The following is a 17,936-nucleotide window of genomic DNA, read 5'->3' as shown; positions in this document are numbered from 1 at the left end:
GCTGGTGGCCGTGTTGGGGCGGCTGGGCTGTGGCCGCGCCGTGCCCCGGCTCGCGGGGGGGCCCCCCCCGCGGCCCGCCGGGGGGGGGGCCCCTCCGCACATCGCTCAGCCGGCGTCGTAGCTGTCGACGCGGAACGGGCGGGTGCCCTGTGCCTCGGACTTGATGATCGAGGCACGGTTCTTGAAGCGGTCGGTGTCCAGGTCGTGCTCCTCCAGGAACTCCAGCGTGGCCGCGTGCACCGCGCTGAGCACCGGGACGGAGGCGTTGAGCGCGTTGTCGGTCATGAACCGGCTGCCCCACGGCGGCGAGGCCCAGGCGTGCCGCAGGCCGAACGGCTCGGGCAGGCCGAGGCCGCCGCCGAGCCAGGAGAGCAGACCGGGGGCGCGCACCAACGGCGCGCGGACGGCCTGGCGCACCACCTCGTCGTTGTCGATCAGGGGGAGCTGGATGGTGCGCTCCTCCCAGAACTTGCCGGTCTTCGGTTCGGTCTTCTCCTTCGGCTTGGGCTTGTCGAAGAAGACGCCGTTGACCGGGCCGAGGGCGTAGCCGGCGACCGTGACCGTCAGGGTGTTGGCGAGCACGGTGACGGTCACGGTGAAGGTGATGATCAGCTTGCCGTCGAAGGTGATGAACTGGGTGGCGAGGTAGTGCCGGGGACCGCCGCCGGCGAAGGTCTGCCGGTCGGCGACGGTCTGGACGGCGAACTCGCGCATCCGGTCGCCGTCCATGTCGGCACCACCGGGCCGGCTGATCTCGTCGGCGCTCTCGCCGACTTCGAGGACCACCCACTGCTTCACCGAGACGTTGGTCATACCGCTGTTGGCGACCTCGCTGATGCCCAGGCCCTTGAGCCGGCCGGCGATCTTGCGGACCAGGTCCCAGGGGTGGAAGGCCCGGAAGTCGGCGTGACCCTCGGCGGGTTGCAGTACGTCGATGAGCCGCCACTCGCCCCAGCGCTTACCGACACCGAGGATCCCCTTGGGGCCGGCGTAGTGCTGGACGTTGGTCTCCTGCTCGGCCTCCAGGCGGCCGAGCTTGGCGCGCAGGTCGGCGGCCTTCTTGTCGAGGTCGTCCCGGGGGACGGCCTTGGGCACGGTGGCGGCGACGGCACTGCCCTCGACGAGGGCCTGCCAGCGGGCGCGCAGGTCCTCGGTGGTGCGCAGCACGATCCGTTTGGCGAGGTACCAGCCGATGACCGGGGCGAGCATGACCACACGCAGATAGATGCCGAACAGGCCGCCGGCGGGCGGTCGCAGGGCGAGCAGTACGGCGATGGCGGCCGCTCCGACGAGGACGAGACCGCCGTAGAGGCCGGCCCGGTCGGGGCTGTCCTTCTTGAGCCAGGCGCGGAGCTGGAACGCGGCGAGCCAGATCAGGGTGCCGGGCAGGAAGAGGACGCCGGTGACGACGGTGATGGTGGTGAGCCGACGGTCGCGGGCGTCGCGGATTTCCTGTGCGGCGAGGCAGTGCTCGACGATCTGGCGGGTGTCGGTCCCGAAGGAGGGCACGACGGGTTTGCGTCCGGCACCGAGGGTGCGGGCGATGACGGCACGGCTGAAGGCCTCGCCGAGGTTGGGCCGGAAGAGTGAGAAGCGGCCCTTCTTCTCGGTGGCCGCGGTCACCTTCCCGACGAACTCGGAGATCTCGCCGTCCCGGTAGGCCGCCGAGGAGAGCGCCTGGGTGACGGCGGTCTGCGGGCCCGCGTCGGTCCGGGGTATCTGCGCACCCGGGGTCATGTCGAGTGTGGTCACGGTGGCGTCCCCTCCTCCCCTTGTCAGCGGCAGGGTACCGTGCCGCGGTGCCGGCGCGCGGATGATCGTCTGAAGTGCCGTCACGATCGGGCCGCGGCGGGCCTGTGGGGCATGATGCCCATGTTTCGGGCAGTCGATGCCCCTGCGGCGGACCGGCGGCCGTGATGGTGCACGATGGGGGCATGGTGCGTTCGAAGGGGCCTGTGGTGAAGGATCCGGTACTGGTCTTCGACGGGGACTGCGCGTTCTGCACGACGTGCGCGAACTGGGCGGAGCGGTATCTGCGGCAGACCCTGGCCTCGGGGGGCTGGGAGGCGGTGCCGTTCCAGTTCGCGGACCTGGCGGCGCTGGATGCCGCGGCCGGGGGGCGTGGAGAGGTGAACGCGGAGCGCGCGGAGCGCGAGGTGCTCTGGGTGACGCCGACGGGCCGGGTGTACGGCGGGGCGCAGGCGGTGGCGCGGCTGCTGATGCGCTCGGGCGGGGTCTGGGCGTATCTGGGCGGGGTGCTGGCGCTGGCGCCGGTGCGGCCGGTGGCGGCCGTGGTGTACCGCTGGGTGGCCCGGAACCGCGACCGGATGCCGGGCGGCACACCGGCGTGCGCGCTGCCGCGGCGGTAGGGCGTCTCCTGCGGCGCGAGCCGCGGCCCGGGCCCGGTCAGCCGTCGGTGAAGCGGGCCGCGAGGGCGGCGGGCATGGGTTCGTGGCGCAGCCGGGCGCGGGAGAACTCGGCGGTGCCGTGGGTGAGCGAGCGCAGGTCGACGGGGTAACGGTTCAGTTCGAGCTCGGGGACCTCGGCGCGCAGCAGGGTGAGGCCGGGGCCGCCGGTCTCGGTGCCGAGGACACGGCCGCGGCGGGCCGAGAGGTCGCCGAGGACGGCGCCGAGGTAGTCGTCGGGCAGCAGGACCGTGACGGCGGCGACGGGTTCGAGCAGCCGGATGACGGCGTGCTCGGCGGCGTCGCGCAGGGCGAGGGCGGCGGCGGTCTGGAAGGCGGAGTCGGAGGAGTCGACGGAGTGCGCCTTGCCGTCGGTGAGCGTGACCCGGACGTCGACGAGCGGGTGCCCGGTGGCGACACCCTTGGCGAGCTGGGCGCGGACGCCCTTCTCGACCGAGGGGATGAAGTGTTTGGGGACGGAGCCGCCGACGACGTGCTCCTGGAACTCGAAGCCGGAGCCGGCGGGGAGGGGCTCGACCTCCAGGTCGCAGATGGCGTACTGGCCGTGGCCGCCGGACTGCTTGACCAGACGGCCGTGGCCGGTGGCGGCGGTGCCGAAGGTCTCGCGCAGGGCGACCTGGTGCTCGACGGTGTCGACGTGGACGCCGTGGCGGCCGCGCAGGCGGTCGAGGACGACCTCGGCGTGGGCCTCGCCGGTGCACCAGAGGACGAGCTGGTGGGTGTCGGGGTTCTGTTCGAGGCGGAGGGCCGGGTCCTCGGCGGTGAGACGGGCGAGGGCCTGCGAGAGCCTGTCGTCGTCGGCCTTGCTGTGGGCCTCGACGGCGATCGGGAGCAGGGGCTCGGGGAGGGGCCAGCCGTCGAGTTCGACCGGTCGGCCGGGCTCGTGGACGGTGTCGCCGGCCCGGGCGGTGGTGAGTTTGGCGGCGCAGACGAGGTCGCCGGCGGTGGCGTGCGGGACGGGCCGCTGGAGTTTGCCGAAGGGGCTGCTGAGGCCGGTGACGCGCTCGTCGCCGTTCTGGTCGGCGGGGTGCTCGGGGCCGGCGAGGTGGATCCGGGTGTCGGGGCGCAGGGTGCCGGCGTAGACGCGCAGCAGGCTGATCCGGCCGACGTAGGTGTCGCCGGTGACGCGGACGATCTGGGCGGCGAGCGGGGCGTCGGGGTCGCAGTCGGGGCCGGGGCGGGTGCGTTCGGTGGGGTCGGGGAAGGCGGTGGTGACGAGGTCGAGGAGTTCGGCGGTGCCGATGCCGGTGTCGGTGGTGGGCAGGGCGGGGTGGAGGGTGCAGGCGAGGACCTCGCGGCGCAGGCCGGCCTCGAGGGCGTCGGTGTCGAGGGGTTCGCCGGCGAGGTAACGCTCCATCAGGGTGTCGTCCTGGCCGGAGATGGCCTCGACGAGGCTCTCCCGGGCGGCGCTGGTGTCGGGCAGCGGGGCGGCCCGGCCGTAGGTGCGGCCGGTGAGTAGGTCGACGGTGCCGGCGGGGTGGCCGTCGTGGTGGACGGGCAGGTAGAGCGGGCGCAGGGTGTCGGGGCCCAGGCCGAAGGCGTCGTGGCAGGCGGTGAGGATGTCGTCGAAGCCGCTGCGGGCGATGTCGAGTTTGGCGACGGCGATGGCGCGGGGGATGCCCTCGGCGGCGCACTCGCGCCAGAGGGCGCGGGTGGGGGCGGTGACCGGGTCGGTGGCGGAGACGACGAAGACGGCGCCGTCGGCGGCGTGCAGGGCGGCGCGCAGGTCGGCGGCGAAGTCGGGGTGGCCGGGCGGGTCCAGCAGGTTGACCTTGACGCCGTTCCATTCGAGCGGGAGCACCGAGAGCTGGACGGAGCGCTGCTGCTGGTGCTCGATCTCCTCGTGGTCGGAGACGGTGGTGCCGTCGGTGACGCGTCCGGGGCGGCCGATGGCGCCGGCGGTGAGGGCGAGGGATTCGGCGAGAGTGGTCTTGCCCACGCCGCTGCAGCCGATGAGGACGACGTTGCGCAGATTGCGGGGGCCGGTGACGGTGGGCGCCTGGCCGGCTCGGGCGGTGCTGCGGTCGGGCATCGGGGTCTCCTCCCGTCGCGCCGAGGCTGTCGTGACGAGTCTAGGTGCGGTGTTCGCGAGGCCGCGTGTCGTACGGCGGCGCGGTCACCGCGTGTGTGTGCCCGTGCGCCGGGGGTGCCGGTGGGGCGGGCGTCGGGGGCCGGCGGGCGGTGCGGTGCGCCGGAGGGTGTCCCCGGCGTGGCTACGATGGGTGCGCCGGGTGGGCTGATCCGTCCGGCCGTCTGCCGCACTCTGGCGCCAGGCGGGTACCAGGGAGATCGGAGCGGTCGGGAAGGCCATGCTCAACAAATACGCGCGTGCCTTCTTCACACGTGTCCTGACCCCGTTCGCCGCGTTTCTGATCCGGCTGGGCGTGAGCCCGGACGCCGTGACGCTGATCGGTACGGCCGGTTCGGTGGCCGGTGCGCTGGTGTTCTTCCCCCGCGGGGAGTTCTTCTGGGGCACCATCACGATCACGCTGTTCATCTTCTCGGACCTGGTGGACGGGAACATGGCGCGCCAGCTGGGGCGGAGTTCCAAGTGGGGCGCGTTCCTGGACTCCACGCTGGACCGGGTGGCCGACGCGGCGATCTTCGGCGGACTGGCGATGTGGTACGCGGGCAAGGGTGACAACAACCTGCTCTGCGCGGTGGCGATCTTCTGTCTGGCGAGCGGTCTGGTGGTGTCGTACACCAAGGCGAGGGCGGAGAGCCAGGGTCTGCCGTGTGATGTGTCGGGGCTGGTGGAACGGGCCGAGCGGCTGGTGATCAGCCTGGTCGCGGCCGGTGTCGCGGGTCTGCACACGTTCGGTGTGCCGTACGTGGAGTGGCTGCTGCCGGTCGCGCTGTGGCTGGTGGCGGCGGGCAGCCTGGTGACCGTCGTCCAGCGGATGGTGACGGTGCGCCGGGAGGCGTTCGAGGCCGACCGTGTGGCGGCCGGGAGCTGAAGGGGGGCGGGCCTTCGGTGAAGGACCGACTGGTGTACTCGGCGTACGCGCTGGGCTGGACGGCGTTGAAGCACCTGCCGGAGCCGGCCGCGCGCGGTCTGTTCGACCGGATCGCCGACTACGCGTGGCGCAAGCGCGGCAAGCGGGTGCTGCAGCTGGAGGCGAATCTGCGGCGGGTCTGCCCGGAGGCGGAGGGGGCCCGGCTGCGGGAGCTGTCGCGGGCCGGGATGCGCTCCTACATGCGGTACTGGATGGAGTCCTTCCGGCTGCCGGTGTGGAGCCGGGAGCGGATCGCCCGGGATGTCCAGGTGGAGGGTTTCGAGCAGCTGCGGGCGACGCTGGACTCGGGCCGCGGCGCGGTCATCGCCCTGCCGCACTCGGGCAACTGGGATCTGGCGGGCGCCTGGGTGGCCTCCGAGGGATACCCGTTCACCACGGTCGCGGAGCGGCTGAAGCCGGAGCGGCTGTTCGACCGGTTCGTGGCGTTCCGGGAGAGTCTGGGCATGGAGGTCCTGGCGCTGACCGGCGGCGGGGTCAATGTGATCGGCACGCTGGCCCGCCGGCTGCGCGAGGGCCGGATGGTCTGCCTGGTGGGCGACCGGGACCTCTCGGAGGCGGGCATCGAGGTGTCCTTCTTCGGCGAGGCGACCAGGATGCCGGCCGGCCCGGCGGCGCTCTGCCAGCGGACCGGCGCGGCGCTGATGCCGGTGACGCTCTGGTACGACGGCCCGGTGCTGCGGGCGCGGATCCACCCGGAGGTCGTGCCTCCGGCGGAGGGCGACCGCAAGGCGAAGACCCAAGCGATGGTGCAGGCGATGGCGGACGTCTGGGCGGAGGGGATCCGCGAGCACCCCGAGGACTGGCACATGCTGCAACGGTTCTGGCTGGCCGACCTCCCGGTCCGTGAGACCGTGGGGGTGCCCGCCGCACAGCCGTCGAAGGTCGTCAGGCCCGCCGCGGAGCAGGTCGGCGAGCCCGCCGCCGAGGCCTCCGGGCCCTGAAGGAGCATGAGGAACCAGTGAAGATCGGCATCGTCTGCCCGTACGACTGGGACGTCCCCGGCGGGGTGCAGTTCCACATCCGGGACCTGGCCGAGCACCTGATCGGCCTCGGCCACGAGGTGTCGGTGCTGGCACCCGCCGAGGACGACGAGGCGCTGCCGCCGTACGTGGTCTCGGCCGGGCGGGCGGTGGCGGTGCCGTACAACGGCTCGGTGGCGCGGCTGAGCTTCGGCATCCTGTCGGCGGCGCGGGTGCGGCGGTGGCTGCACGACGGGCGGTTCGACATCCTCCACGTGCACGAGCCGGCCTCGCCGAGTCTGTCGATGCTGGCCGCCTGGTCGGCGTCCGGGCCGATGGTGGGGACCTTCCACACGTCCAACCCGCGTTCGCGGGCGATGATCGCGGCCTCGCCGATCCTCCAGCCGGGCCTGGAGAAGATGCGGGCCCGGATCGCGGTGAGCGAGTACGCCCGGCGGACCCTGGTCGAGCACCTGGGCGGCGACGCGGTGGTGATCCCCAACGGGGTGGATGTCGGGTTCTTCGCCGAGGCCGAGCCGGACCCGCGCTGGACCGGTGGCGCGGCCGCCGGCGAGCCCGGCACGATCGGCTTCATCGGCCGGATCAACGAGCCGCGCAAGGGCCTGCCGACGCTGCTGGCCGCGCTGCCGAGGATCCTGGCCGAGCGGCCCGGGGTGCGGCTGCTGGTGGCCGGCAAGGGCGACGAGGAGGAGGCCGTCGCGGGTCTGGCGCCCGAGGTCCGCCGGCAGGTGGAGTTCCTCGGCATGGTGAGCGACCGGGACAAGGCGCGGCTGCTGCGCAGCGTGGACCTGTACGTGGCGCCGAACACCGGTGGCGAGAGCTTCGGGATCATCCTGGTCGAGGCGATGTCGGCGGGGGCGCCGGTGCTGGCCAGCGACCTGGACGCGTTCAAGCAGGTGCTGGACGGCGGCGACGCGGGCGAGCTGTTCCCGGTGGAGGACGCGGACGCGCTGGCCCGGACGGCGCTGCGGCTGCTGGGGGACCCGGGCCGGCTGGAGGAGCTGCGCAAGGCGGCGTCCCGGCATGTGCGGCGGTTCGACTGGTCGACGGTCGGCGCCGACATCCTGGCGGTGTACGAGACGGTGACCGCGGGCGCGGCGGCCGTGGTCGAGGAGGACGAGCGCAGCGGGCGCCGCGGCCGGTTCGGCCTGGCCCGGGACTGACCGGCGGTTAGGGTGTGCCGGACGACCCGTCCGGCACACCCCGACCTCGGAGGACCCCATGCCGCAGATCTCCGTCGACTACTCGCCGAGTCTGGTGGGTTCCTTCGACCCCGGGGCGCTGGGGGTGGCGATCACCGGGCTCACCGTGAAGACGATCAACGCCTCGCCGCAGGCGTGCAAGACGCTCTTCCGCCGGATCGACGACTTCGTGGTGGGCGAGAGCACGGGCCCCGACACCCAGGTGTTCGTGGAGTTCCAGATCTTCCCCGGCCGCTCGCCGGAGGCCAAGGCGGCGCTCAGCGAGGCCGTCCTGGCGCTGCTGGCCGAGCACATCGCGCCGGCGGCCGGCACCCGGCTGTACACCGCGGTGAACATCACCGAGATCGACCGCGACAGCTACCGCAGCACCGTCGCCGAGGGCTGACGCGGCGGCACCGTCCGAGGCCGGGGCCCCGGAACCCGGTAGCGTAGCGCCCCGTGACTACCTGGATCTGGGCCGGCGTGGCCGTGGTGCTGTTCGGCATGTACCTGAGTTGGACGGCCGGCCGGCTGGACCGGTTGCACGCGCGGATCGACGCCGCCAGGGCGGCGCTGGACGCGCAGCTGGTCCGCCGGGCCTCGGTCGCGATGGAGCTGGCGACCTCCTCCCTGCTGGACCCGGCGGCCTCGCTGCTGCTGCTGGACGCCGCGCACGCCGCCCGGCAGGCCGAGGACGAGCAGCGCGAGGTGGCGGAGAGTCAGCTGAGCCTGGCCCTGCGGGCGGTGCTCGCCGAGTCGGAGCAGGTCGCCGTGCTGGTGGCCGAGCCGGGCGGCGAGGAGGCGGTGAAGGACCTGACGGCGGCGGTGCGCCGGGTGCCGCTGGCCCGCCGGTTCCACAACGACGCGGTGCGCGCGGCCCGGGCGGTGCGCGAGCACCGGCTGGTGCGGTACTTCCGGCTGGCGGGCAAGGCGCCCTTCCCGATGGCCTTCGAGATGGACGACACGCCGCCGCCGGCGCTCACCCCCGAGGGCGCTCCGGCCTGAACCGACCCGGCGTCCGGATCCGGCCTGTTTGTCGTATCCCGTGGGCCGGGCTGGACTTGGTGGCGCATGGAGGGGCCGTTTCTTCCGCCTACCATAGGGCGATAGCACTGGTTCATCTTCGAGTGAGGTCTCACGTGTCCACCACCCCCACCACCGCAGACCAGCCGCAGATCGGTACCGCCCGGGTGAAGCGCGGCATGGCCGAGCAGCTCAAGGGCGGTGTGATCATGGACGTGGTCAACGCCGAGCAGGCCAAGATCGCCGAGGACGCCGGCGCTGTCGCCGTCATGGCCCTGGAGCGGGTTCCGGCCGACATCCGCAAGGACGGCGGCGTCGCCCGCATGTCGGACCCGAACATGATCGAGGAGATCATCGCCGCGGTCTCGATCCCGGTCATGGCCAAGTCCCGGATCGGCCACTTCGTCGAGGCCCAGGTCCTGCAGTCGCTCGGTGTGGACTACATCGACGAGTCCGAGGTGCTGACCCCGGCCGACGAGGTCAACCACTCCGACAAGTGGGCCTTCACCACCCCCTTCGTCTGTGGCGCCACCAACCTGGGCGAGGCCCTGCGCCGCATCGCCGAGGGCGCGGCCATGATCCGCTCCAAGGGCGAGGCCGGCACCGGCAACGTGGTCGAGGCCGTCCGCCACCTGCGCCAGATCAAGAACGAGATCGCCAAGCTGCGCGGCTTCGACAACAACGAGCTGTACGCCGCCGCCAAGGAGCTGCGCGCCCCGTACGAGCTGGTCAAGGAGGTCGCCGAGCTGGGCAAGCTGCCGGTCGTGCTGTTCTCCGCCGGTGGCGTGGCCACCCCGGCCGACGCCGCGCTGATGCGCCAGCTGGGCGCCGAGGGCGTCTTCGTCGGCTCGGGCATCTTCAAGTCGGGCGACCCGGCCAAGCGCGCCGCCGCCATCGTCAAGGCCACCACCTTCTTCGACGACCCGAAGATCATCGCCGACGCCTCCCGCAACCTGGGCGAGGCCATGGTCGGCATCAACTGCGACACCCTGCCGGAGACCGAGCGCTACGCCAACCGCGGCTGGTAGTCACCCGCGACCCGGGCCGGCCCGCCGCAGCGCCTCGGCGCGCGGCGGGCCGCGCCACGTATTCCCGAAGAACGATCGAACGAGGTTGAGACCGTGAGCACTCCAGTCATCGGCGTCCTCGCCCTGCAGGGCGACGTCCGCGAGCACCTGGTCGCGCTGGCCGAGGCCGACGCGCTCGCCCGCCCGGTGCGCCGTGCCGAGGAGCTGGCCGAGGTCGACGCGCTGGTGATCCCCGGCGGGGAGTCCACCACCATGTCCAAGCTGGCGCTGCTGTTCGGCGTGATGGACCCGCTGCGCGCACGGGTCGCCGCGGGCATGCCGGTGTACGGCACCTGCGCGGGCATGATCATGCTGGCCGACAAGATCCTGGACGGCCGGGACGACCAGGAGACCGTCGGCGGCATCGACATGACCGTGCGCCGCAACGCCTTTGGCCGCCAGAACGAGTCCTTCGAGTCCGGTGTCACCTTCGCGGGTCTGACCGACGGCCCGGTGCAGGGCGTGTTCATCCGCGCCCCCTGGGTCGAGTCGGTGGGCGCGGGTGTCGAGGTGCTGGCCGAGCTGCCGGCCGCCGACGGCCCGGAGAGCCGGATCGTGGCCGTGCGCCAGGGCAACCTGCTGGCGACCTCCTTCCACCCGGAGCTCACCGGTGACCACCGGGTGCACGGCTACTTCGTGTCGATGGTCGAGGAGCACCTCGCCGCCGCGCGCTGACCGTGTGCCATCCGGTGGTGACGACACCGGTAAGATCTCATCTGTTTCATTTCCCTTTGGCGACGTAAAGGAGCTGGCGATGTCCGGCCACTCTAAGTGGGCTACCACCAAGCACAAGAAGGCCGTGATCGACGCCAAGCGCGGCAAGCTCTTCGCCAAGATGATCAAGAACATCGAGGTGGCGGCGCGCACCGGTGGCGGCGACCCGGCGGGTAACCCGACGCTCTACGACGCCATCCAGAAGGCGAAGAAGAGCTCGGTCCCGATCGACAACATCAACCGGGCCGTCAAGCGCGGTTCGGGCGCCGAGGCCGGCGGCGCCGACTACTCGACGATCATGTACGAGGGCTACGGCCCGAACGGTGTCGCGGTCCTCATCGAGTGCCTCACCGACAACCGCAACCGCGCCGCCTCCGACGTGCGCGTGGCGATGACCCGCAACGGTGGCTCGATGGCCGACCCGGGCTCGGTCTCCTACCTGTTCAACCGCAAGGGCGTCGTGATCGTCCCCAAGGCCGACGGCGTGGACGAGGACAAGCTCTTCGAGGTCGTCCTGGACCAGGAGCCCGAGGAGATCAACGACCTCGGCGAGTCGTTCGAGATCGTCTCCGAGGCCTCGAAGATGGTCGACGTCCGCACCGCCCTGGTCGACGCCGGCATCGACTACGACTCGGCTGAGGCCAACTTCCTCCCGAGCATGCAGGTCGAGCTGGACGTCGACGGCGCCCGCAAGATCCTGAAGCTGATCGACGCCCTGGAGGACAGCGACGACGTGCAGAACGTCTTCGCCAACTTCGACATCAGCGACGAGGTCGGTGCGCAGCTCGACGCCGAGTGATCGTTCTCACTCCCCGGCCCGGTGGTCCCCTGGACCGCCGGGCCGGTGTCGTCGGTCGGGTTGTCGGACCCGGACGGTAGCCTTCGCAGGTCGAGGACGAGAGGCGGGGCCGAAGTGCGGGTACTGGGTGTGGACCCGGGGCTGACCAGGTGCGGTATCGGCGTGGTGGACGGTGCGCCGGGCCGGCCGCTGCGGATGGTCGGGGTGGGCGTGGTGCGCACCCCCGCCGACGCGGAGATCGGGCCGCGGCTGCTGCTGGTCGAGCAGGGCATCGAGAGCTGGCTCGACGAGCACCGGCCCGACCTGGTCGCCGTCGAGCGGGTCTTCGCCCAGCACAACGTCCGCACCGTGATGGGCACCGCCCAGGCCAGCGCCGTCGCGATGCTCTGCGCCACCCGGCGCGGCATACCCGTCACCCTGCACACCCCCAGCGAGGTCAAGGCCGCCGTCACCGGCTCGGGCCGGGCCGACAAGGCCCAGGTCACCGCCATGGTGCAGCGCCTGCTGCGGCTCGACGCCCCGCCCAAGCCGGCCGACGCCGCCGACGCGCTGGCGCTGGCCATCTGCCACATCTGGCGCGGCGGCGCCACCGACCGGATCGCCGCCGCCCTCGCCAAGGCGGCGCCGCCCGCCGCCCGCCCGTCCTCCGTCCGCGCCCCCCGAGGAGCCACCCGATGATCGCCTTCGTCCAGGGCCCGGTGGCCGCCATCAGCGGCGGGACCGTCGTCGTCGAGGTCGGTGGCGTCGGCATGGCCGTCCAGTGCACCCCCGCCACCACCGCGGGCCTGCGGCTCGGCGAACCCGCCCGGCTCGCCACCTCGCTGGTCGTCCGGGAGGACTCGCTCACCCTGTACGGCTTCGCCGACGACGACGAGCGGGCCGTCTTCGAGATCCTCCAGGCCGCGCCCGGTGTCGGACCGCGCCTGGCCCAGGCGATGCTCGGCGTGCACAGCCCCGACGAACTGCGTGCCGCCGTCGCCTCGGGCAACGAGAAGGCGCTGATCGCGGTGCCCGGCATCGGCAAGGCCAAGGCCGCCAAGCTGCTGCTGGAGTACAAGGACAAGCTCGGCGCCCCGCACGGCAGCGTCCCCGCCCAGAAGGCGATCGCCGCCGGGCCCGCGCCGTGGAGCGAGCAGCTGCACTCCGCGCTGGTCGGCCTCGGCTACGCGCCGCGCGAGGCGGACGAGGCGGTCACCGCCGTCACCCCGGAGGCGGAGGCGCAGTCCGTCACGGACGTCGGGGCCCTACTCCGGGCGGCGCTGCGCACCCTCAACCGCGCCCGCTGACAGCACCGCGCGATCTGACCATCTGTCACCTTGTCGACATTGGAGCCCGCACCGATGAGCCCGTACGACTCCGAACCGGCCGACCGGCTGGTGACGGCCGCCGCCGACGGCGAGGACCAGGCGGTCGAGGCGGCGCTGCGTCCCAAGCAGCTGGACGAGTTCATCGGCCAGGAGCGGGTGCGCGAGCAGCTCTCCCTGGTGCTCCAGGCCGCCCGCAAGCGCGGCACCGCGCCGGACCACGTGCTGCTCAGCGGACCGCCCGGGCTCGGCAAGACGACCCTCTCCATGATCATCGCGGCCGAGCTGGGCGCCCCGATCCGGATCACCTCGGGACCGGCCATCCAGCACGCGGGGGATCTCGCGGCGATCCTCTCCTCCCTCACCGAGGGCGAGGTGCTCTTCCTCGACGAGATCCACCGGATGTCCCGGCCGGCCGAGGAGATGCTCTACATGGCGATGGAGGACTTCCGGGTCGACGTGATCGTCGGCAAGGGCCCGGGCGCCACCGCCATTCCGCTGGAACTGCCGCCGTTCACCCTGGTCGGCGCCACCACCAGGGCCGGCCTGCTGCCGCCGCCGCTGCGCGACCGGTTCGGCTTCACCGGGCACATGGAGTTCTACGCGCCGGCCGAGCTCCAGCGGGTGGTGCACCGCTCGGCCGCCCTGCTGGACGTCGAGATCGACCCGGCCGGCGCCGCCGAGATCGCCGGCCGCTCCCGGGGCACCCCGCGGATCGCCAACCGGCTGCTGCGCCGGGTCCGCGACTACGCCCAGGTCCGGCACGACGGCGTGATCACCCCGGAGATCGCCGCCCAGGCGCTGGCCGTCTACGAGGTGGACGCCCGCGGTCTGGACCGGCTGGACCGCGCGGTGCTGGACGCGCTGCTGCGGCTGTTCGGCGGGGGCCCGGTCGGTTTGTCGACACTGGCGGTCGCCGTGGGGGAAGAGGCCGAGACGGTCGAGGAGGTCGCCGAGCCGTTCCTGGTCCGCGAGGGCCTGCTCGCCCGCACTCCGCGCGGGCGGATCGCCACCCCCGCCGCCTGGCAGCACCTCGGGCTCACCCCGCCGGTCCAGACCACCCGGGGCACGGTGCCACCACAGGCGGAACTTTTCCCGGCCGACGAGGGCTGAACGGGTGAAGGGCGGCCGGCCGGCTCCGGCGCGGGGGCCCGAACGGGCCTGTGCGCAGGGGCCCGGGGGAGAAGTTCCGGGGAAACTGTGCAGGCGGAGGGTCGCCACTTTCGGTGGCAGGATGCGATGCTTGGCGTTGTCCGATCAGTTCGGGGTCGCCTAGACTCCGCCGGACCGCCCCTCTCACCTGACGGGCCGACCAATACCACACAGGCCGCCGGCCGGCGGCCCGTAAAGGACCCTGGCTGCAGTGAACCTCATCATCCTTCTCCTCCCGATCATCGCGATCGTGCTCATGTTCCGGTCGCAGAAGAAGCGCCAGCAGCAGATGCAGCAGATGCAGACGGCGCTGGAGCCCGGGGCGGGGGTGCGCACCATTGGCGGCCTGTATGCCCAGGTGAAGGCGATCAACGACGAGACCGTCGAGCTCGAGATCGCGCCCGGTGTGGTCTCCCACTTCACCAAGAGCGCGATCGCGGCCGTCCTGGACCCGCAGGAGTACGACGCGATCATCAACGGCCGCCCCGCCGATGACGAGCTGACCGAGCCGGAGGCCGAGGACGCCGACGCCGAGCCGGTCGAGGACAAGCCGCTGACGCTGACCAAGGACAGCGCCGCGAAGGGCGATGTCGAGGGCGGGGCTTCCGCGAGCAAGTAGTACGGTCCGGGCAACCGCCCGGCCGCGCGGCGCAGTGCCGCGAGCCCACAGGACCTCAGGGCCGCAGATCCGCCATGCCCCCGTCCCGCCGCGAGCCGGACGGGGGTCCGGTCGGGGAGGTGGCATGGACAGGGAGAAACGAGCAAGGTGGCAGCACCCAAGTCGCGCCCGCGCGACGGCTACCCAGGGCGGGCACTGGCCCTCATCCTGGTCGTCACCGTCGGACTGGTCGCCCTCATGTTCGGGACGGGCCACACCAAGCCCCGCCTCGGGATCGACCTCGCAGGCGGCACCAGCATCACGCTGACCGCGAAGTCGACCGACCCCAAGGCGATCAACAAGTCCAGCATGGACATCGCGACCGGGATCATCGAGCAGCGTGTCAACGGGATGGGCGTCTCCGAGGCGGAGGTCCAGACCCAGGGCGACGAGAACATCATCGTCAACATCCCCAAGGGCGGTGACAAGCAGAGCGCGGTCGACCAGGTCGGAACCACCGCGAAGCTGTTCTTCCGCCCCGTCCTCGCCCTCGCGCCGAGCGGCATCGCCGCCCCGGCACCGGCCCCGAGCGGGACCCCCTCGGCGACCGGCTCCGCCGCCCCGGGCGCGACCCCCTCGGCCGCCGGTACGGCATCGGCGGGTGCCACCACCGCCACGCCGAGCGCCACCAAGCAGGGCCGCGCGGCCAGTGAGGCCCTCGCGGCCGACGCCACCCCGTCCGCGACCGCCACCACCGGCGCGAGTGCCGCCCCGAGCGCTCCCACCGACCCGGTCACGCCGGACCTCTCCAGCGCGATGACCCAGGGCACCGTGCCGCCGGCGCTGGCGGCCGACTTCGCCAAGCTCGACTGCACCAAGCCCGAGCAGCGCAAGAACTTCCAGACGGGTGACGACCAGCCGGCCATCGCCTGCACCCAGAAGGACGAGCAGGGCGTCTACTACAAGCTCGCCCTCGGCCCGGTCGCGGTGAAGGGCGCCGACGTCTCCAAGGCGCAGGCCACCATCGACACCCAGCAGGGTGCCGGCTGGCAGGTCCAGCTCCAGTTCAACGGCACCGGCACCGACGCCTTCACGGCGGTCACCGGCCAGCTCGCCACCCAGCCCAGCCCGACCAACCAGTTCGCCATCGTGCTGGACGGCCAGGTCGTCTCCCACCCGTACGTGCGCAACGCCATCCCCGGCGGCTCGGCCGTGATCTCCGGCAGCTTCAGCCAGCCGGAGGCGCAGAGCCTCGCCAACGTGCTGAGCTTCGGCGCCCTGCCGCTGGAGTTCACCACCAGCGACGTCACCACCGTCTCCCCGCAGCTCGGCGGCGACCAGCTGAAGGCCGGCCTGACCGCCGGCGCCATCGGCATGCTGCTGGTGATCGTGTACTCGCTGATGTACTACCGCGGCCTCGGCCTGGTCTCGATCGCCGGTCTGCTCGTCTCGGCGGCCCTGACCTACTCGATCATGAGCCTGCTCGGCGCGGGGATCGGCTTCGCGCTGAACCTGCCGGCCGTCTGCGGCGCGATCGTCGCGATCGGTATCACCGCGGACTCCTTCATCGTCTACTTCGAGCGCATCCGCGACGAGGTCCGCGAGGGCGCCCTGCTGCGCCCGGCGGTCCAGCGGGCCTGGCCGCGCGCCCGGCGCACCATCCTGGTGTCGGACTTCGTGTCCTTCCTCTGTGCCGCCGTGCTCTACCTGGTCTCGGTCGGCAAGGTGCAGGGCTTCGCCTTCACCCTGGGCCTGACCACCGCGCTCGACGTGGTGGTGATCTTCCTCTTCACCAAGCCGCTGATCACGCTGCTGGCCCGCCGCAAGTTCTTCGCGGACGGCCACCCGTGGTCCGGTCTGGACCCGAAGCGCCTGGGCGCCCGCCCGCCGCTGCGCAGCACCCGTCGCCGCAGCTCCTCCTCCTCTGCCGCCGTGAAGGAGGCCTGACACCGTGTCACGCTTCTCCAATCTGGGTCACCGGCTCTACCAGGGCGAGGTCAGCTTCGACTTCGTCGGGCGCCGCAAGCTCTGGTACAGCATCTCCGCTGTGATCGTCCTGGTCGCCGCGATCGGCCTGGCGATGGGTCTGCACCTGGGGATCGAGTTCAAGGGCGGCTCGGTCTACACCGTCAACAAGCCGGGGCTGACCGTCTCGCAGGCGCAGGACGCGGCGAACAAGATCGCCCACTCCAACGCGCTGGTCCAGTCGACGGACAACGGCAAGATCCGCATCCAGGTCAGCTCCGAGGACGAGGAGACGGTCTCCGCGGCGACCTTCACCGACCAGCTGTCCAAGGAGCTCGGCGTCCCGGTCGCCGAGATCGACACCCAGGTGATCGGCCCCAGCTGGGGTAAGCAGATCTCCCAGAAGGCCCTCACCGGCCTGATCATCTTCATGGTGCTGGTGACGGTCTACCTGGCGATCGCCTTCGAGTGGCGGATGGCGGTGGCGGCGCTGGTCGCCCTCATCCACGACCTCCTGATCACCATCGGCGTGTACGCCCTGGTGGGCTTCGAGGTCACCCCCGGTACGGTGATCGGCTTCCTGACCATCCTCGGGTACTCGCTCTACGACACGGTCGTCGTCTTCGACACCGTGAAGGAGAACACCAAGGGGCTCACCAAGCAGAACAAGCGCACCTACAGCGAGGCCGCCAACATGGGCCTCAACCAGACCCTGGTGCGCTCGCTCAACACCACCGTGGTCGCCCTGCTGCCGGTCGCCGCGCTGCTGTTCATCGGCGGCGGCTTCCTGGGCGCCGGCACCCTGAACGACATCTCGCTGGCGCTGTTCATCGGTCTCGCCGCCGGTGCCTACTCCTCGATCTGCGTCGCCACGCCGCTGCTGGCGCAGCTCAAGGAGGAGCAGCCGGAGATGAAGGCGCTCGCCAAGCGGGTCGCCCAGCGCCGCGCCGCGGACGCCAAGGCGGCCGCCGAGGGCGAGGGGACGCCGGCGGGGGAGGAGTTCGCCGACGGCGACCTGCCCGCGGGTATGGTCGGTCAGCGTGGCACGGCCGGTACCGTGCGTGCCAAGGGCCGTCCGTCCACCAAGCACTGAAGCCCGCCCGACCGTAAGGACTCTTGTGACCACCGCCGACATCGCCCTGACCGAGCTGCTGAACAGCCGGATCCGGGACGTCCCGGACTACCCGAAGCCGGGTGTGCTGTTCAAGGACATCGCGCCGCTGCTCGCCGACGCCGAGGCCTTCGGGGCCCTCACCCGGGCGCTGGCGGACCGGGCGACGGCCCTGGGCGCGACCAAGGTGGTGGGCCTGGAGGCGCGCGGCTTCGTGCTGGCGGCCCCGGCGGCCTTCGCGGCCGGGCTCGGCTTCGTGCCGATCCGCAAGAAGGGCAAGCTGCCCGGCGAGGTGTTCCAGCGCTCGTACGAGCTGGAGTACGGCTCGGCGACGCTGGAGGTGCAGTGCGACGCCTTCGCACCCGGTGAGCGGGTGCTGGTGGTGGACGACGTGCTGGCCACCGGCGGCACGATCGGCGCCTCGCTGGACCTGGTGAAGGAGGCCGGCGCCGAGTTGGTGGGCGTCGTGGTGCTGATGGAGCTGGGCTTCCTGGACGGCCGCGAGCGGCTCTCCGGACACCTGAACGGGGCTCCGCTGGAGACGCTGGTCACGGTCTGAGGTCAGACGGAAGGGCGGCGGTCGGATCATCCGACCGCCG

Annotated in this window: 18 protein-coding genes; 16 read left to right on the top strand and 2 right to left on the bottom strand. The window is 72.2% G+C overall.

What is annotated here, in order from left to right; translation table 11 throughout:
* Positions 1 to 105 precede the first annotated feature (105 nt).
* The gene (locus ACIO5D_RS10885) at positions 106 to 1,752 is read right to left on the bottom strand and encodes a hypothetical protein (protein WP_400653568.1); all 1,647 of its coding nucleotides are present in this window, start codon (positions 1,750 to 1,752) and stop codon (positions 106 to 108) included.
* 182 nt (positions 1,753 to 1,934) lie between these two features.
* On the opposite strand from ACIO5D_RS10885, the gene ACIO5D_RS10880 reads away from it, so the two are divergent.
* Positions 1,935 to 2,369, top strand: a complete 435-nt coding sequence (locus tag ACIO5D_RS10880; RefSeq protein ID WP_363614762.1) for a DCC1-like thiol-disulfide oxidoreductase family protein — start codon at positions 1,935 to 1,937, stop codon at positions 2,367 to 2,369.
* A 37-nt stretch (positions 2,370 to 2,406) separates the two neighbouring features.
* Here the strand turns inward: ACIO5D_RS10880 and ACIO5D_RS10875 are convergent, their stop codons facing one another.
* Entirely contained in the window at positions 2,407 to 4,458 is a 2,052-nt protein-coding gene (locus ACIO5D_RS10875; protein WP_363614764.1) for an elongation factor G-like protein EF-G2, read from the bottom strand.
* Between the two features lie 277 nt (positions 4,459 to 4,735).
* On the opposite strand from ACIO5D_RS10875, the gene pgsA reads away from it, so the two are divergent.
* From pgsA to ACIO5D_RS10800, 15 genes are all read left to right on the top strand, one after another.
* A complete protein-coding gene (gene pgsA / locus ACIO5D_RS10870) occupies positions 4,736 to 5,383 on the top strand; it encodes a phosphatidylinositol phosphate synthase (RefSeq protein WP_363614766.1) in 648 nt (215 codons plus the stop codon).
* Entirely contained in the window at positions 5,380 to 6,384 is a 1,005-nt protein-coding gene (locus ACIO5D_RS10865; RefSeq protein WP_400653660.1) for a phosphatidylinositol mannoside acyltransferase, read from the top strand. Before pgsA ends, ACIO5D_RS10865 begins: the two co-directional genes overlap by 4 nt.
* A gap of 17 nt (positions 6,385 to 6,401) precedes the next feature.
* Positions 6,402 to 7,586 (top strand): glycosyltransferase family 4 protein, encoded by a 1,185-nt coding sequence (locus ACIO5D_RS10860; RefSeq protein WP_363614769.1) that lies wholly within the window; start codon positions 6,402 to 6,404, stop codon positions 7,584 to 7,586.
* Between the two features lie 58 nt (positions 7,587 to 7,644).
* The gene (locus tag ACIO5D_RS10855) at positions 7,645 to 8,010 is read left to right on the top strand and encodes a 5-carboxymethyl-2-hydroxymuconate Delta-isomerase (protein WP_400653565.1); all 366 of its coding nucleotides are present in this window, start codon (positions 7,645 to 7,647) and stop codon (positions 8,008 to 8,010) included.
* 98 nt (positions 8,011 to 8,108) lie between these two features.
* Positions 8,109 to 8,609, top strand: coding sequence for a hypothetical protein (locus ACIO5D_RS10850; protein WP_363614788.1), 501 nt, complete (start codon positions 8,109 to 8,111; stop codon positions 8,607 to 8,609).
* A gap of 134 nt (positions 8,610 to 8,743) precedes the next feature.
* Positions 8,744 to 9,655, top strand: coding sequence for a pyridoxal 5'-phosphate synthase lyase subunit PdxS (pdxS, locus tag ACIO5D_RS10845; protein ID WP_030258885.1), 912 nt, complete (start codon positions 8,744 to 8,746; stop codon positions 9,653 to 9,655).
* A 93-nt stretch (positions 9,656 to 9,748) separates the two neighbouring features.
* Positions 9,749 to 10,369, top strand: a complete 621-nt coding sequence (pdxT, locus tag ACIO5D_RS10840) for a pyridoxal 5'-phosphate synthase glutaminase subunit PdxT (protein ID WP_363614773.1) — start codon at positions 9,749 to 9,751, stop codon at positions 10,367 to 10,369.
* A gap of 79 nt (positions 10,370 to 10,448) precedes the next feature.
* Complete coding sequence (locus ACIO5D_RS10835; RefSeq protein ID WP_209410139.1) at positions 10,449 to 11,207, top strand: YebC/PmpR family DNA-binding transcriptional regulator; 759 nt, start codon at positions 10,449 to 10,451, stop codon at positions 11,205 to 11,207.
* A gap of 114 nt (positions 11,208 to 11,321) precedes the next feature.
* On the top strand, positions 11,322 to 11,885 hold the full coding sequence (ruvC, locus tag ACIO5D_RS10830) for a crossover junction endodeoxyribonuclease RuvC (RefSeq protein ID WP_363614776.1): 564 nt from the start codon (positions 11,322 to 11,324) through the stop codon (positions 11,883 to 11,885).
* A complete protein-coding gene (gene ruvA / locus ACIO5D_RS10825) occupies positions 11,882 to 12,493 on the top strand; it encodes a Holliday junction branch migration protein RuvA (RefSeq protein ID WP_363614778.1) in 612 nt (203 codons plus the stop codon). The genes ruvC and ruvA overlap by 4 nt, the downstream gene beginning before the upstream one ends.
* Positions 12,494 to 12,547: 54 nt before the next feature.
* Positions 12,548 to 13,624, top strand: a complete 1,077-nt coding sequence (ruvB, locus tag ACIO5D_RS10820) for a Holliday junction branch migration DNA helicase RuvB (protein ID WP_400794796.1) — start codon at positions 12,548 to 12,550, stop codon at positions 13,622 to 13,624.
* A gap of 250 nt (positions 13,625 to 13,874) precedes the next feature.
* A complete protein-coding gene (gene yajC, locus ACIO5D_RS10815; protein WP_400653563.1) occupies positions 13,875 to 14,282 on the top strand; it encodes a preprotein translocase subunit YajC in 408 nt (135 codons plus the stop codon).
* Positions 14,283 to 14,429: 147 nt separating this feature from the next.
* Complete coding sequence (gene secD / locus ACIO5D_RS10810; RefSeq protein ID WP_400794794.1) at positions 14,430 to 16,208, top strand: protein translocase subunit SecD; 1,779 nt, start codon at positions 14,430 to 14,432, stop codon at positions 16,206 to 16,208.
* Positions 16,209 to 16,212: 4 nt separating this feature from the next.
* Positions 16,213 to 17,319, top strand: a complete 1,107-nt coding sequence (gene secF, locus ACIO5D_RS10805) for a protein translocase subunit SecF (protein WP_363614784.1) — start codon at positions 16,213 to 16,215, stop codon at positions 17,317 to 17,319.
* Positions 17,320 to 17,344: 25 nt separating this feature from the next.
* On the top strand, positions 17,345 to 17,896 hold the full coding sequence (locus tag ACIO5D_RS10800) for an adenine phosphoribosyltransferase (RefSeq protein WP_363614786.1): 552 nt from the start codon (positions 17,345 to 17,347) through the stop codon (positions 17,894 to 17,896).
* Positions 17,897 to 17,936 lie beyond the last annotated feature (40 nt).

Origin of the sequence: Kitasatospora sp. NPDC087315 (genome assembly GCF_044744345.1) — a bacterium.
In the GTDB taxonomy this organism is placed as follows: Bacteria; Actinomycetota; Actinomycetes; order Streptomycetales; family Streptomycetaceae; genus Kitasatospora.
The sequence above is the reverse complement of the archived record's forward strand: the minus strand, read 5'-3'. Positions and strand labels throughout refer to the sequence as shown.

What these genes read in the sequence shown, in the direction of transcription:
- ACIO5D_RS10880 (WP_363614762.1), top strand. Translation starts at nt 1,935, where the DNA reads ATGGTGCGTTCGAAGGGGCCTGTGGTGAAGGATCCGGTACTGGTCTTC.
- ACIO5D_RS10875 (WP_363614764.1), bottom strand. Translation starts at nt 4,458, where the DNA reads ATGCCCGACCGCAGCACCGCCCGAGCCGGCCAGGCGCCCACCGTCACC.
- pgsA (WP_363614766.1), top strand. Translation starts at nt 4,736, where the DNA reads ATGCTCAACAAATACGCGCGTGCCTTCTTCACACGTGTCCTGACCCCG.
- ACIO5D_RS10855 (WP_400653565.1), top strand. Translation starts at nt 7,645, where the DNA reads ATGCCGCAGATCTCCGTCGACTACTCGCCGAGTCTGGTGGGTTCCTTC.
- ACIO5D_RS10850 (WP_363614788.1), top strand. Translation starts at nt 8,109, where the DNA reads ATGTACCTGAGTTGGACGGCCGGCCGGCTGGACCGGTTGCACGCGCGG.
- ACIO5D_RS10835 (WP_209410139.1), top strand. Translation starts at nt 10,449, where the DNA reads ATGTCCGGCCACTCTAAGTGGGCTACCACCAAGCACAAGAAGGCCGTG.
- ruvA (WP_363614778.1), top strand. Translation starts at nt 11,882, where the DNA reads ATGATCGCCTTCGTCCAGGGCCCGGTGGCCGCCATCAGCGGCGGGACC.
- ruvB (WP_400794796.1), top strand. Translation starts at nt 12,548, where the DNA reads ATGAGCCCGTACGACTCCGAACCGGCCGACCGGCTGGTGACGGCCGCC.